Raw genomic sequence first — 15,295 nt, 5'->3', positions numbered from 1 at the left:
TTTGAGTGTGCGAATGCAACCTTTTTTAATGTTAAAACGTCTTGCCTGCAGATAACCCTTTTCAACATGCACCAACACCTGAAACTCTTCACCCTGATTGCACTACTGCTCACTTTTTATGTTCATGGCTTTGCACAAAGCGGTTTCTCTAACTCGCCAGATAGTGCCAGGTTTGTAACCGGCGACATTGACAAATTTTGGAAAGCTTACGATGATTTTAAAAAAGACACTACAGTAAACACTTTTGGCCCTGAATATATTGCTGTTGGAAGCGAAGGCGTAAGTGGCTTCACCCCCAACCGCATACAAAGCGCCGAACACCTGTTCAAAGTAGTAAAAAAGCGAAAAACTGATTATGCGAAAGTGCGGGCCAATACCCTGCGCATAAAAGAAAAGGAGAAGCAATGCAGGAGCACATTTTATGCTTTTAAATATTTGTACCCGCAAGCTAAGTTTCCACCTGTTTATTTTGTTATCGGGGCATATAACTCCGGCGGAACGTCTGGCAAAGAAGGTTTATTTATAGGGGCCGAAATGCAAAACAATATTGATGGCATACCAGGTATTGTAGCTCATGAGCTGATACACTTTCAGCAAACCTGGCCCGGCGACGATCCAACCTTACTCCAACAAAGTATACTGGAAGGCAGCGCCGATTTTTTTGGGGAAATGATATCCGGCGATCATGGCAATGAGGCTGCGAACAAGTATGGCAGCACGCACACAGATCAGCTGTGTAAAGAGTTTGTTTTAAAAATGAACGGCACTGATTATAACGACTGGCTTTACGGGACTTCAAAAAAAGACGATCGCCCGAACGACCTGGGTTACTGGATAGGTTATGAGATAACCGCCCACTATTACGCCAGGGCAACCGATAAAAAGCAGGCCATATATGACATTCTGAATATTAAAGACTATAGCGATTTTCTAAAAAAAAGCGGTTACCTGGATAAATATCTGAAATGATCTTTTAGTACTTTTTAACGTTGCAAAATCTGTGAAAAAGCAGCTAAAAAAGTGTTAAAATGCATGGTTTTTAATCATCTTCAAGCGCTTTTTAACTTACTTCTATTTGTTTTTAATGCGAAATAACGGCTTTAAAAAGTTTCGCGGGTAAAACAGGCGGGAGTTGTTAAAAATTACGTCGCCGTTAAATAACTATCCTGCAAAAACCCGAACTTTGTAGTAGTTACAAACATGGAGCCCAAACACGACATAGCAACGCTTGATGACATTAAACTACTGGTGGATACCTTTTATACCCGGGTAGCTGATGATGCCTTGCTGGCTCCCATTTTCACCGAGCGTCTGGGCGGGCACTGGACCGCCCATCTTGAAAAAATGTACAGGTTTTGGCAAACCATTTTGCTGGAAGAATATACTTACAACGGCGCACCCTTTCCGCCCCATGCCAGATTGCCGGTTGACGGCTCGCATTTTAACGCCTGGTTAAACTTATTTACCGAAACCGTTGACAGCCTCTTCACCGGCGAAAAGGCGGATGAGGCCAAATGGCGGGCAGGTAAAATGGCGGAGATGTTTCAGTTTAAAATTGCCCATTTCAGGAATAACCCCGGGAATATATTGTGATACCTGTTGCCCGGGCATAAAGTCATTTTTGTAAGTTTGCAGCGTGCCACCCCCAGTTAAAAAAACACCCGTTAAAACCAAAGTGCCGGTGAAACGAAAACCAGCCGCTAAAAAGAAAAAAAGCCAGGATACATCAGTATACTGGAAAATAACGCTGGCAGGCCTGCTCCTCATATTGCTTTCGCCGTTTTATTATGGATACGTCTTAAGAAGCTTTAGTGCAACGTGGCGCTGGATACTGGATATTGGCCATGATACCAATTATCGAACCTACAAAAGCTTTAATGTACGCATCCCCTCGGGTTATAGCATTCACGGCATTGATGTATCATCGTACCAGGGTAAAATAAACTGGAAAAAGGTTAAAGCCATGAATGAAGATGGCGTACACATTACTTTTGCCTTTATAAAAGCGACAGAAGGGGTATTAAGTATGGACCCCTACTTTCAGCGCAACTGGCGCGAAGCCCCAAAAGCCGGTATCATTTGCGGCGCCTATCACTTTTTTCTTCCGCAAAAAAGCGGTCTGTGGCAGGCCCGGTTCTTTTTACAAACTGTTAAAGTTGAGAAAGGAGATCTGCCCATGGTGGTTGACGTGGAACAACTTTACGGAACCTCACCCGCAAAAATGCGTGCCCAACTGGCTTCCTTTGTTAATTATATTGAAACCAAAACCGGTGTAAAGCCTATTATTTATACCAATATCAGCTTTTACCAGGATTACCTGCAGGGTTATTTTGATGATTGTACTTTATGGGTGGCCCACTATTATCAACCCGTATTGAACATAAGCAGCAAAACCAACTGGCAGTTTTGGCAGCACTCAGACAAAGCCCACATCAATGGTATTAACCAAAAAGTTGATTTTAATATCTTTAAAGGGGATAGTACAGCTTTTCAAAAACTGCTGATAAATTGAGCTATCTTGTCACCAATTAGCATTGGTAAGCGTCATTAAAATAAAAAAATGAAAACATCAATATTCCTGATAATATCTGTTTTTTTTCTCATCGCGGGGTTGTCGCCCCAAAACGCCCGGGCTCAAAAACACTTTGACCAGCAATTGTATAACACTATTTTACATATGGACAGTGTTTGCTTTGACGCTTTTAACGCTCACGACATGCAAGGCCTGAAAAAAGTATTTGCCGATAATGTAGAATTTTATCATGACCTGGGCGGCCTGGCCTACTATGATGAAACCATGCAAAATTTTGAAAAAATGTTTGCACAAAATAAAGATACCGGCTTAAAAAGAGAACTGGTAAGGGGCAGCCTTGAAATTTACCCCATCAAAAATTTTGGCGCTATTGAAGTAGGCGTACATAAATTTACACATATGGAAAATGGCAAAGAGGTAGTTGGACTTTTAAAATTCCTGCATGTATGGCAATACAAAAATAACGAATGGAAAATTACCCGGGTAATCAGTTACGATCATTGATCAAACGTTCCGCGAACCGGAACGATTTAAAACGAGAAAAGCCTTCTGTTTAGAAGGCTTTCTCGTTTTATAATAATTTAGTTTACTTTATTTACCCTGCCCGAGCCAGTATACCGGGTTTCGCCAATTACGGCATTGCCCGAGTACGATACACCTCCCGAACCCGTTATGCGGGCTGATACGGTTTTGTTGGCAATAATACTAACACCGCCCGAACCGCTGATGCTTGCGGTAACTGTTCCGGCAGTTAATGCCTTACCGTTTATTTCACCTGATCCCGAAATGCGGAAATTAGCATCCTCAGTACTACCCTTCAGTTCAATGCCGCCAGAGCCGCTGATCCTTGATTCTAACGTATTGGATTTAACGGCGGCCCTCATATTGCCCGATCCGCTTAATATTACTTTAACGTTTTGACCGGTTAAAACCCCGTCAAGGTCTACATTGCCCGAGCCGCTGTTGGCCAGCGCGTTAAGCGACCTGGCGGTAATATAAATATCACCTTTTTTGATATTGCGGTGAATTGAGAAATTGTTTCTGAAACCCACTTTTAAAACACCGTTAACAACCTCTGTTTTAACATCATTAACAATGTCTTCATCTACGTCGAGCCTCAGGCTTTCTGTTCCGTTAATTTTAATGTGTACATTAAACGGCCCTCCCGACTCAATGCTGTTGAACCCCGAAACAGACCGGCTTTGTCCCTGAGCAAAAGTATTAAAGGTTATCAGGGTTAAAGCTGATACCAGTAAAATAAAAACTTTTCTTTTCATAATTTGATTGTTTTTTTAGAAGACGCATCAAACCGGCAATTAGTTGCACATCGCGCTTATCAAATCATATTTTCTGATGAAGCAAGATATACCCCTCGGTCAGTATCTGGAAAAGCTGGGTAGCAAATAAGCTGTTGGTTTAGGTTTTATTCATTTTTTTAAACTTTCATTAAACTTAGCCGTTATTTTAATGAATTAAGGGTAGTTATAGGTACCCGGGCATACAATTATTAAAACAAATGGCTATGCAAATTGAAGTAAAAGATCCCGCAACCGGCGCCTTATTTTCATTTGAGGCAAAGCCGGAACAATTGAAGGGCGAACACGGCTTTCGCATCAGACATATGAATGGATCGGGCTTTTTTATCGCGCACCGGTCTGGCACATGGCGTTCCGCCGATGATCATCATGTTGATCCCGATCTGTTAGCAAATATTGGTTTGGCTTTGGAAGGGGCCAGCCTGAGTGAGCAGATCACACATGCTGTTAAATAGTTAAGTGTGGTATTTATTTCGGCTAAAGCACGTAAATGTTCCGGTTTAACTTTAAATGAGTTAAACGGTATTTGCACATGCCCGGTGTTTACTTATCGTAACACCCGGAGCAGCGCCATTCACATCCGACAGATCAACGCGCGGTCATTTGGTCTTTTCCTTTTGCTGACGCCTAAAATGCCATTTATTTAAGGCTTCTTCCTGGAGTTTTTTTAAACGTTCAATTGCCTGGGCTTGTTCATCCTTTTCGCACAGCGGCCCTTCGGTTTTCAAAACGCGGGCATCTGCATCATCGGTGTGCATCTTCTTTTTCTTATCAACTTCTAATAAGGACATGATATCCCCCTTTTATTGTTTTTGTTATCGTTATGATCCTTTAATTAAAACAACTAACAGGAATATTTAGTTTGCAAAATTTAAAATTTTTTCAGGCTGTAAATTATAACGGCAGCACCTTTTTTAGGGGTACTGCCGCATATATTACACATTTTTTGGGGTTCAAAAAAGACTGCTAAAGCTGCCCTCGGTAACTATTTTTTCAATTGAATTTTCCAGTCCTTTATAAATATTCATGTTTAAAAAGGGCCCTACGCTTATTCTTTTAACACCTGCATTTTGCAATTGCTCAAAATTTGGCAAGTTGGGCATGCACATTACATTAACCGGCAGTTTTGACCGCTCTGTAATTTTTTCAATATCTGAGATATTTGTAACACACGGAAAAAACAATCCGTGTACACCGGTATGCTGGTAATGATCTATCCTCGACAGCGCATCATCAAGAGCGTTGGGCAAACCAAGCAAAAAGCTGTCTGAACGTACATTTATAAACATTTTTACACCTGCTGAATTTAATTGATCGCAGATGCTTTTAAGTTTTTGGGCAAAGGTTTCGGCGTCAACAATCGTTCTTTGTCCGTTAATTACAACAGAATCTTCAATATTAATACCGGATACACCCATACTGTATAACCGCGATATGTTATTACAGATTTGCTCAGTTGTATTTCCATAACCCGCTTCAAGGTCAACCGAAAACGGAATAGAAACAGATGCCGCTATGCGTTTAACTATAAGCATATACTCTTCAATGTCCATTGCTTCTCCATCGGCATAACCTAAAGTTTCTGCCACGGCCTGGCTGGATGTTGCTATGGCTTTAACGTTTTTCTGTTCAAAAATCCTGGCGCTTTGCGCGTTCCACACGTTTGCTACAAGCAGGGCTTCGGAGTTTTTATGTAATGCTAAAAAATCTTCAAATCTATTTTTCATGATCTATACTTTAAATGTTTTATGATAACAAAATTATAGCACCGGCAACCCTTAAAATAGTATAAAACGGAACAGTACGTTTGTTTATCAAATTTGTTTAAATGCAAAATGGCCTGATCTTTCAACCGGCCATTTTGTGATACTGAGTTAATAATTTAGGCTACAAGGCTGTCTTCTGCCCCAAACGCGTGATCAACAATAATTTTCCAGGTGCCGTCAGGCTGTTGTTTCATTACTTCGATCCCTTTGGCGCTGATCCTGGTTTCGCCATTATCAGTAATACTCCATACCGACCTCCCTACAGCGGTATCCCCTGCCTGAAGACAATAAACGGTTTTAATATCCATTTTTCCTTTGATGGATAGTATGCCCTTTATCGATTCTTCAAATTTTTCTTTTCCCGAAACCGGTTTGCCGGGTTCAGGAACAATAATTCCGGTAACATCATACATACTCATTACAATGTTAACATCTCCGGTGTTAAAGGCGTTTGCAAGTGTTGTGTGAACATGCTCTGGTTTTTTTGGTAAATCCATTTTTTTAAATTTTAATTTGTTAATTGATCATTTATTAACAGCAAAATTATAGGGAATGGATGACCCAAAATTGTACAAACCGGCAATGTTTAATTGCCCGCCAAAATTTGGTTTATAGGGGAAGCCTGTGCCGAAAATGAGTTTGGTGTAATACCTGTAAACAGCTTAAATTCCCTGATGAAGTGGGATTGATCAAAGTAGCCAGCATGGTAAGCAACGTTTGTTAATTTTTGATCATTACTATTTACCAGGTTCAGGCTGTGCTGAAAGCGGTTTATTTTGCAAAACAGCTTGGGCGGTAACCCGGTATATTGCGAAAACAACATATTAAGGTACCGGGGTGATATATTGTTACGGTTGGAGATAGAAACAATTTCGTTATTGTAATTGGTTTTCAAACTGCTCACAATCTCGCCGACGAATTTGATCTTGTTATGTTTTTTCTCCGAGAGGATCAGTTTGTTCCACAGATAATCCTCAATGAGCGCTATCCTGTTATTCAGATCGGAGCTATCCAACAGTCTTGCATGTAACGTTTTTAATGACGGGCCAAATAGATGAGCAGCATCAACAACCTCATTGTTAAATTCCGCTACGTTTTCATTAAAAAAATAGGCTGCCGAATGCGGGTAAAACCGTATTCCAAGCATCGTGTTCCTGCCTAAAGATTTTATGGCAAGGGGTTTTGTGATCTGTCCCCAAAGTTCAATGGGCGGCGTGGTACAAAATAGACCGTCCTTTTTAGTTTTCCAAAAGCCTTCTCCCAAATTAAAGATTACTTCCATCGTCCCGCTCGGAAATACAATGTCGTCATAATCCAAGTTAGACTGCGACTCATAAAGGTAAAAGCACTTGATATAAGGCCTTAGTTTTGTACCCGGAAGAATTTCGTTAAATATCATGATCGTTTTTCCAATATTTCTTTGAACTCACGAGTGCTTTATTTTCAGTATAGGCTAACCTTATTGCTAAGTTATACAAAATACACTAATAAAGCAGCTTATATAGCCACAACAAAGAAACAACAAACCCAATATTTAAAATTGTACAAAACGGAACAAAAATGGGAACAGCACTTTAACCGGGGTCCATCTGAAAAGGTGGCTTTCCCGAACAAGTTGCGGCTATTTAACCAGTAACTCTTTTCCGGCAATATCTTCCCAGCGGTAGTAATGAAAAGTTTTGTCATTGCTCATCACTACAAAAATACCATGTTTAAAAGTGTTGTTAAGCGGCGTAGCTATTACGTCGGATCCATCGCTTTGCCGGGCAGTTACATTGGCTATCTTCAACAGCTTATGGTCAAATGGTTTTTGTTTGGTTCCCTGCCTGCTAAATATCTGGAAGCGGTTGGCCCCTTGATCAGATACCAGGATATAGCCTGTTGTATCGGTTAATTTATAAATAGAAATACCTTCATGATCCGCGTTAAAGCCCGAAGTACCAAATATGCCCAGCTCCTCGTCGCCCTTTTCCGGATCGGCATAATACTGGCGCACGCCGGTTTGTTCGTCAGAATAATAAACATAGCCAAGCTCATTATCAACCGCAATTGACTCAATTTCCTTTTTGCCGCTGTATTTGCCAAACTTGCGCACCAAACTTGCCTTAATATGCCCGGTGCCATCATCCTGTAGTAAATACTGCCACAAATAACCACCTGTTTGCGGGCCATTTTTGCGACCTACTATAGCATACATTTGTCCCTTTTTTGATGTATAAATGGCTATGCCCATCAAATCGCGGTATTCAAAACCGGTTTCACCAACAAATACATCAATTCCACCGTTGTCTACCGGTTTCATATCAGGCACCGAAAATATGCGCAGCTTATGGGTCATGCGTTCGGTAGTAATGGCAATATCTGTGGGCTTACCTGCCAGCATCAGTCCATAGGCTAAATCAACGTTATTTGGTCGCTTTAAACCTTTAACCACCTTATCCTTCACAATTTTACCTTCCAGGTCAAATACGTACAGGGCTCCGTCGCTGTTTTTATCTGTACCAATTATCAGGCTTTTAGCCGGATTAGCCGGATTTACCCAAATGGCTGGGTCATCAGTATCAAACTGTACCTGCTGAGTAACAATAGCCGGTTTTATACCAATGGTATCGGCAGCGGGCCTGCATGACGTTAACCACAATAAAGCCAAAGGCACTAAACTAAAAATATTATTTCTCCGCATCGATTACAATTTAGTTCCGTAAGCGCCTATGTATGTGGCAGGTTCAGGAGATATATAGGTTAACCCATTGCTCAACGCTATACCAGCCTTGTGGTGACGCGTAAAGTTGGCTGTACCTTTGCCTAACGCGGGTGAATTACCTTGTAAATGAAAATCCCAGGCGGTATTAAAATCAGGGCTGGTTACCGGATTACTTAACGGGAAGTTTACAAACTTAGGATCGTTATCGCCCGCTTTAGTACCTCTTACGTCGTGCGTACCACCGGCTACAATGTCATTGCTGCCCACCTGGAATTGATTAACGGTAGCCTGGTCAAATCCATAATACCAATTATAATCGTTTTTTGAACGATTGTCTTCCGGTTTCTTCGGGTCGCGTTTAATACCGAAACGGGTGTTGGCAAACAAGTTGTTATAAAGATCGGCATGTACAGTAGCTTCCAGCCAAACCGAGCCGCCTTTAGCGGTAGGCCTGCGCCAGCCTGTATTAATCATGGTGTTGTTATAAGCTATAATATAAGCCTGCGGAATGCGGTCGCCGCTGTTTGATAATTTTAAAGCATTGGTGTTTGCGCTGTATACCAGGTTATATGCCACATCTGCTAAACATCCCGATTTAAAGTTCATAGCCTCACCACCGCTTACACCTGTAGTGTAAAATACGTTATTGGCAAATATGATCTTACCGCCTTCAATGTAGGTGCAATCTTCCTGAAAATTACGGATGATACAGTTTTGCACAATCAGCTTGCCGTTAACGTTTGAAAACCAAAGCGCAGGTAAATTTTCGCCGGCTACAGCTTTATATAACCCCATTTTAACTGATGTTGAAGCATCGGAAGTAGTATTGCCGCCATACTCAAGAATAGTATGGTCAAGTACAAGTTCGGTACAGGTTGGAGCAGCCAGGATGCCACCCCATAACTTACCAAATTTATTCGCATCCGTTCTGTAAGCGTCGCTTACAGTGAATTTCACCGGGCTTTCGGCAGTTCCTAATGAGTATAAGTTACCTTTGATCACAATCTCCGGTTTTGTGGTTGCATCCATCAAAACGGTTACCCCGGCTTCAATAGTAAGGGTTTTTCCCTCGGGCACAATGATATCGCCCTTGATCTCATGTACACTGCCTTTGGTCCATACGCCTGATACGTCGCCAATTGCCGAGCCATTTTGCGGGGTGGTATCAACATCTTTATTAGCCTTTTCGCAACCGGCTAAAACCACCGCGGCAAACGCCATTGCTGTAAATATGTGTTTAAATTTCATGATCGTATATTTTTGAAACTATAGCTGCTTATTAATTGAATTTATATCTTACGCCTAACAGATAGCTTTGTCCGTAATGATCATTGCGGATAAGCGTTTGTCCGTTTTGCACCAATTTTTCCGCAATCTTGTTGTTTTCGGGGTTTGTACCTTTAATGAACAGTTTGGTTGGGGTATTAAGAATGTTATTTGCTTTAGCAAATACGCTGATCCCGCCTTTAAATCTTTTCTCGGCCGAGGCATCCATCTGGATAAAACCTTTCTGCCAAAGATCATTGTTCAGGAACTGCGAAACGGTATTGATGCGCGGACCTGTATAACCGCCGGCTAACTGGGCGTCCCACCCCTTTTTCGTATCCTTATAAAGTATGGATAAGTTGGCTATGTGTTCTGACTGACCGAATAAAGGCCTTGTTTGATTTACAAGAAATGGTACAGGGTCGCCGGTTTCCTGATCGATCTTCCTTGATGTTTTTGGAGTTGTGATACGCGAGTGGGTATATGTGTAGTTAGCCTTAACGCCTATTTTATTAAAGAATTTGATATAATCGAGCTCCAAACCATAGTTTTTAGCTGTACCAAAGTTGCCAGGGCTGTAATAAGTATCCTGCCCCCTTATTGCATCGGGTTGAAAGGTATATTCTATCGGATCATTAATGCGTTTGTAAAATACACCGGCGAGCAACTGCTCAGATGCACCGGGGAACAACTCATAACGCAAATCATAGTTATCTGCAATGGCGCGTTTCAGATCGGGGTTACCGCGCTCCTGGTATTCTTCGTTAACTATCTTGCTTGGCACAATCTCATAAAAACCCGGGCGGTTTACAGCTTTGTAATACGAAGCGTGCAACTGTGACTTATCTGTTAAATGATATTTCAACACGGCACTTGGCAATACATCGGTATAGATCTGGCTGCCAGTTGGCCTTGACTCGCCCTGTGGAAATAACAGGTGATAACCCTGATTGGTATGCTCAATCCTTGCGCCGGCTGTTACTTCCCATTTTGCATCATTATATTTGAACATACCGTAACCGGCACTTGTTTTTTCCGAAGCATCATAGGTTAAGGGATTGATTACCGCGCCTGTTGGATTTGATACCACAAGATAATTCAAATCGGCATAGTTTTGAAAATCCTTACCATATTGATCAGGAGCATGATCAGCTAACTGGGCAAGTGTATAATTGTTATAGAAACTACTGCGTTGTTTATCGCGATATAAACCACCCACTACAACATCCAGCTTTTTATCGCCTCTGAAAATGTTATAAGTGAGGTCTAAATAACCAGCCTTATCTTCGTCGGTATTACGTTCCCACCGGCGGCTTATTGGTGCTGTAGTGCCCAATGACGTGCGCCTGCTTTGAAAATTCTCTTCCACGCCATTTAAACTGATGCTTGTATTATCAGGCACGTCATTTTTAGCCGAAGAATACACTGCCGACCACTGCACTTTAAATTTATCATCAAAAAATTTGTGATCGCCATGCAGGGTGCTATTGTAAATTTTTTGCTCGGTTAAACGGCTGCGGGTAGTATAGCTTAGCTCGGCATTGCCGCTTTCGGGATGATACTGTCCGTTATATGAGGTGCTCACCACATCACGTAATTGCTGATTAACCAGGTTTACGTATACATTGTAAAGGCTTATCTTATTGTTTTTATCAAACACATAATCAACCTTGCCATGCAGGCCTAAACGTTTTTGTTGCTCAGAATACTGGCGATAATCCTTATTGGTGATCACAGCGTATTGATCAATATTATTTACCGATGAGTTGTAAAATGTACTGTTGCTGCCGCGATAGGTGTTTTGATAACTCCCGGCTATAATTATACCTAACTTATTATCCAAAAAACGCTGCCCGATAGATAAGCTACCCACCAGGTTAGGTGCCGGCTTTTTGGATGTATAGGTAACAGTACCTTTATTAAAATCGGCCGGGGTAGCGCTGTATTTGCTGCCATTTATATCATAAGGCGATTTGTGGTTGATGTTTGACGCGTCAAAACTGGTGAAATCGCGGTCAAAAAATAACTGGCTGTAGCCTGTGGCGATATTGGCATTTACCTGGAAACGATCAGGTGCATCTTTCATAACCATGTTTACCGCGCCGCCAATCGCGTCGCCTTCCAGATTGGGAGTGAGGGTTTTGTAAACTTCCAATCGCTCCAATAGATCTGAAGGGAAAAGATCAAGCGGAACGTAACGGTATTTATTATCAGGGCTTGGTATTTTAACACCATTAACCAGTGTGTAGTTATAGCGCTTATCCATACCCCTAAGTATAGCGTATTGTCCGTCGCCATTACTGTTCCGTTCAACCGAAACACCCGAAACACGTGCAATAACATTGGCCACGGTTAGGTCGGGCGATATTTCAATGGCTTTCCCCGAAACAATGTTCATTACCTGGGTTGCCTGCTGCTCAATGCGCCTGGCCGTATTTTCGGTCGAGCCATTTTTTTGCGATAAAACCGTTACCTCCTGCAGGACCTTGCCGGCATCTTCAAGGTATATCTTCAGGTGTGGGTTGTCCTCTTTAGTTATTTCAAGTTCCTGCACTATTGTTTTGTACATAACATATGAAACCCGCAGGGAAAAGCTGCCTTTAGGAACATCTTTTAATTCAAATGAGCCATCTAAACCGGTAGTTGTTGCTTTGCCGGTTTTATCAAGGCTAACCGTAGCACCTACCATTGGTTCGCCGGTTTTACGGTCATAAACATGGCCCTTAAGTTTTGTTGCATTCGCCGCGGTAACGCATAGCAGCATGAATAATAAGGTTTGTAAATATTTATTCATTTTTTGATGATTGATACAATTGTGAGTTGTTGTTTTTTTGACGGCGCAAAGATGTTTAAACAAAAACATCAACATGAATAGTTACCGTTACAAAAAGGAAACAGCGTTACACAAAGCGTATATCAAACAGCAACAATAAATTACAATCAACTCATTATCAATTTATTGAACTATTTAAAAACCGCCATTATCATTACATTACCGTTACATTAAGCAAATGTTAACCATTAAAAACATGTTTATTTGTGGCTCTGTTTGAGCTACAGGGCCTGTATAAAGGTGGAGAGGTTTTCGCCCTGTTGTATATTGAGTTTTTTCCGAAGGCGGTATCGTGCAACCCGCAAACTATCTGTTGATATACCCAATAATCCGGCTATATCTTTAGAATCCATATTTACCTTAAGCAAGGCAATAAGCCTTATATCAGTTGAGGTGAGATCGCTGCTATGGTGTTTCAATTTATCAAAGAAACGCTGGTGCACCTGTTCAAACGCCACGGTAAACTCCTTCCAGTGCTGTTCATGATTAAAGCTCTGGTTAATTTGCTGAATGATCTGCTGCATCTGTTTCTTTTGGTCGCGCTTATCTTCTTTAACCATACTCTGAAGCGTGTTACGCATGTTTTCAAGTAATTGGTTATTTTTTATCAGATTTAGCGTATGAGCCGATAACTCCTGGCTTTTTAATTCCAGTTGTTGTTTCAGGCTTTCTTCCTCAAGCTGCTTGTTTTTTAATTCGAGCTCCATTAGCCCGCGCTGTGCCTCAAATATCGACTTGTCCTGTTCGGCTAACACACGCTGATCTTTGATCTTTAACCGCTGCCGGCTAAATGTTACCAATCCCAAAACGATCAGCAAGATCACAATAATTGTAACTGCGATAGCGACAATCTGGTTGGTTTTGCGGATATTGTTAAGACGTATGATCTCATCACTTTTCTTATCCATATCATACAACACCTGTAAAAAGGCGGTTTGTTTAAGGCTTTCCCGGGAATATACTTCAAGCGAATATTTCCTGCTGAGCTCAAGATAATGATAAGCGCTGTCGAGCCGGTTTAGCAACTGGTAAGATTTGCCCAGATCCCGGCATGAGGCTGCGAGCTGATATAAATTATTGGTTTTTAATGACAGGGTATACGCCAGGCGTGATTGCAGTATACCTTGCCCATATTTGCCCGTTTTACGTAAAATATCACCTATATTGTTGATCACCTCAATACTGGCAACCTCATCATGGTACTGCCGGTAAAGGTCAAGCGATTTTTTAAAGCAGGAATAGGACGAATCGTAGTTTGCCAAGTCTTCATGAATACTGCCCAAATTCTCATAAATTTTGGCTTTACCATAATTGTCCCTGATCAGACTATAAGTACTCAATGCCAAATGCTGATAGTAAAAGGAGCTATCATACCGGTGGTGCTTTTCATACAGGTGCCCAATAGCGCCAAATACTTCGGCTTGCCCGCGTTTATTATTTGTTGACTTATATAGCGCCAGTGCTTTTTTATATAACAGGTATGACTTATCAGACTGTTTGTTATAATAGTACAGGATACCCATTTTACTCATATTCCCGGCAAGCATATCTTTATTTCCTTCCTGCCCAAATATCTTATCGGCATGTAAATAAAAATCCAAAGCCTGTGCATAATGCCCCTGATTAAAGCAAATTTGCCCCATTTGCTGCAGGCTCATACCGGCTGCAAGGTTATCATTATCCTGAATGGCCCTGGCATGAATTTTTTTTAGCACGATCAATGCAGAGTCCGGGTGCTGCTGCCCGAGTAATTGTACCTCCTGAAACCGGATGGTTTTAATAGATTGGGTTAACGCTACTTTGCCGGATAGTAAAAATAAGAACAGGAACAGTATTAATTGGGCTTGCCTGGCCTGAAGAGTAATCATACTATAATTGAGCAAATGACCATATTATTAAACAAATGGTTAATGTATTATTAAATAATACACCAAATAACACCCGGATATGTAAATAGCGAGTAAAGGAAGTAATTTAATGTGATGTTAATGTTAACTAATGAACGATAATTAATGATACGCGATAAGGTGCCGTTTATCCTTTACCATTTTGTTACTAAAGCATTATGGCTATTTTTTATCGGCTCCCCTGCGGGTAGCTGGAATTTATGAAATTTTACTGAAGCTGTCCTGATCAAGAAAAAGCATCGCGTTATTGTGCGTTTTCAATATGGTTGAAGGATAATAATCAGATACCGGTTCATCAAGCGTATGTTTTACAGCGGCTTCTTTATTGCTTCCGGGTACCATACAGTATATATAGGTACTACTCATTAAAGCAGGAATTGTTAACGTAATGGCATACTCAGGCACATCATTCAAGGTATCAAAACAACCATCGTTAACTTGCTGCTGCCTGCAGGCAAGGTCAAGTTGCACCATCTTAACTATTTCCGGATCATTGAAATCCGCAACGTGGGGATCATTAAACGCGAGGTGGGTGTTTTCGCCTATGCCCATACATACTATATCAGCAGGATTGTTTTTTATTAAATTGGAGTAACGGTCACACTCGGCTTTATAATTTAACAGGTCGCCATTTATGTAATTTACTGATGCAAATGGCACGCGGTCAAAAAGCTTTTTTTTAAGAAAGCTGCCAAACAGCTCGGGGGCAGCTGGGGGCAAGCCTAAATACTCATCCATATGAAAGGCATTTATCTTTTGCCAGTCAATACTATCATCGTTGGACAAAGCGTCAAGAAATTCATTTTGCGAGGGGGCCGCGGCAAAAATCATGTTAATTGCAGGCTTTGTAAACAGCAACTGCCTTATTTTTTCGCTCACCATTTTGGCAGCGGTTTGACCAAGCGCTGTCCTGTTTTCAAAAACGAGTACGTCGAGCTTTTCTTTTTTTATGTGGGATAACATAAGTTTC

The 15,295-nt window shown here is 41.3% G+C and carries 15 protein-coding genes; 5 read left to right on the top strand and 10 right to left on the bottom strand.

Annotated features, from left to right (window positions below):
* Positions 1-66 precede the first annotated feature (66 nt).
* The 4 genes from J2W55_RS04480 to J2W55_RS04465 all read left to right on the top strand — a co-directional run bounded on the left by J2W55_RS04480 (position 67) and on the right by J2W55_RS04465 (position 3,037).
* Positions 67-969 carry a DUF2268 domain-containing putative Zn-dependent protease gene (locus tag J2W55_RS04480; RefSeq protein ID WP_310092427.1) on the top strand — a complete coding sequence of 301 codons (903 nt, stop codon included), beginning with the start codon at positions 67-69 and terminating at the stop codon, positions 967-969.
* Between the two features lie 231 nt (positions 970-1,200).
* Complete coding sequence (locus tag J2W55_RS04475; protein ID WP_310092425.1) at positions 1,201-1,593, top strand: group III truncated hemoglobin; 393 nt, start codon at positions 1,201-1,203, stop codon at positions 1,591-1,593.
* 88 nt (positions 1,594-1,681) lie between these two features.
* Entirely contained in the window at positions 1,682-2,512 is an 831-nt protein-coding gene (locus J2W55_RS04470) for a glycoside hydrolase family 25 protein (protein ID WP_310092423.1), read from the top strand.
* Positions 2,513-2,560: 48 nt separating this feature from the next.
* A complete protein-coding gene (locus J2W55_RS04465) occupies positions 2,561-3,037 on the top strand; it encodes a nuclear transport factor 2 family protein (RefSeq protein WP_310092422.1) in 477 nt (158 codons plus the stop codon).
* A gap of 77 nt (positions 3,038-3,114) precedes the next feature.
* On the opposite strand, the gene J2W55_RS04460 is transcribed toward J2W55_RS04465, so the two are convergent.
* Positions 3,115-3,810 (bottom strand): head GIN domain-containing protein, encoded by a 696-nt coding sequence (locus tag J2W55_RS04460; protein ID WP_310092420.1) that lies wholly within the window; start codon positions 3,808-3,810, stop codon positions 3,115-3,117.
* 245 nt (positions 3,811-4,055) lie between these two features.
* On the opposite strand from J2W55_RS04460, the gene J2W55_RS04455 reads away from it, so the two are divergent.
* Positions 4,056-4,304 (top strand): hypothetical protein, encoded by a 249-nt coding sequence (locus tag J2W55_RS04455; RefSeq protein ID WP_310092418.1) that lies wholly within the window; start codon positions 4,056-4,058, stop codon positions 4,302-4,304.
* A 144-nt stretch (positions 4,305-4,448) separates the two neighbouring features.
* On the opposite strand, the gene J2W55_RS04450 is transcribed toward J2W55_RS04455, so the two are convergent.
* The 9 genes from J2W55_RS04450 to J2W55_RS04410 all read right to left on the bottom strand — a co-directional run bounded on the left by J2W55_RS04450 (position 4,449) and on the right by J2W55_RS04410 (position 15,288).
* Complete coding sequence (locus J2W55_RS04450) at positions 4,449-4,640, bottom strand: hypothetical protein (protein WP_310092416.1); 192 nt, start codon at positions 4,638-4,640, stop codon at positions 4,449-4,451.
* A gap of 162 nt (positions 4,641-4,802) precedes the next feature.
* Positions 4,803-5,576, bottom strand: a complete 774-nt coding sequence (locus J2W55_RS04445; RefSeq protein WP_310092415.1) for an isocitrate lyase/PEP mutase family protein — start codon at positions 5,574-5,576, stop codon at positions 4,803-4,805.
* Positions 5,577-5,731: 155 nt separating this feature from the next.
* Entirely contained in the window at positions 5,732-6,112 is a 381-nt protein-coding gene (locus J2W55_RS04440) for a YybH family protein (protein ID WP_310092412.1), read from the bottom strand.
* Between the two features lie 89 nt (positions 6,113-6,201).
* Positions 6,202-7,014 carry a DUF6597 domain-containing transcriptional factor gene (locus tag J2W55_RS04435; protein ID WP_310092409.1) on the bottom strand — a complete coding sequence of 271 codons (813 nt, stop codon included), beginning with the start codon at positions 7,012-7,014 and terminating at the stop codon, positions 6,202-6,204.
* Positions 7,015-7,236: 222 nt separating this feature from the next.
* Complete coding sequence (locus tag J2W55_RS04430; protein ID WP_310092406.1) at positions 7,237-8,298, bottom strand: phytase; 1,062 nt, start codon at positions 8,296-8,298, stop codon at positions 7,237-7,239.
* Positions 8,299-8,301: 3 nt separating this feature from the next.
* Positions 8,302-9,567, bottom strand: a complete 1,266-nt coding sequence (locus J2W55_RS04425) for a beta-helix domain-containing protein (RefSeq protein ID WP_310092404.1) — start codon at positions 9,565-9,567, stop codon at positions 8,302-8,304.
* Positions 9,568-9,598: 31 nt separating this feature from the next.
* Complete coding sequence (locus J2W55_RS04420; protein WP_310092403.1) at positions 9,599-12,379, bottom strand: TonB-dependent receptor; 2,781 nt, start codon at positions 12,377-12,379, stop codon at positions 9,599-9,601.
* A gap of 260 nt (positions 12,380-12,639) precedes the next feature.
* Positions 12,640-14,286, bottom strand: coding sequence for a tetratricopeptide repeat protein (locus J2W55_RS04415; protein WP_310092401.1), 1,647 nt, complete (start codon positions 14,284-14,286; stop codon positions 12,640-12,642).
* A 237-nt stretch (positions 14,287-14,523) separates the two neighbouring features.
* Positions 14,524-15,288 (bottom strand): glucosamine-6-phosphate deaminase, encoded by a 765-nt coding sequence (locus tag J2W55_RS04410; protein WP_310092399.1) that lies wholly within the window; start codon positions 15,286-15,288, stop codon positions 14,524-14,526.
* Positions 15,289-15,295: the final 7 nt, after the last annotated feature.

This window comes from Mucilaginibacter pocheonensis (assembly GCF_031456535.1).
GTDB classification, from domain to species: Bacteria; Bacteroidota; Bacteroidia; order Sphingobacteriales; family Sphingobacteriaceae; genus Mucilaginibacter; species Mucilaginibacter pocheonensis.
The sequence above is the reverse complement of the archived record's forward strand: the minus strand, read 5'-3'. Positions and strand labels throughout refer to the sequence as shown.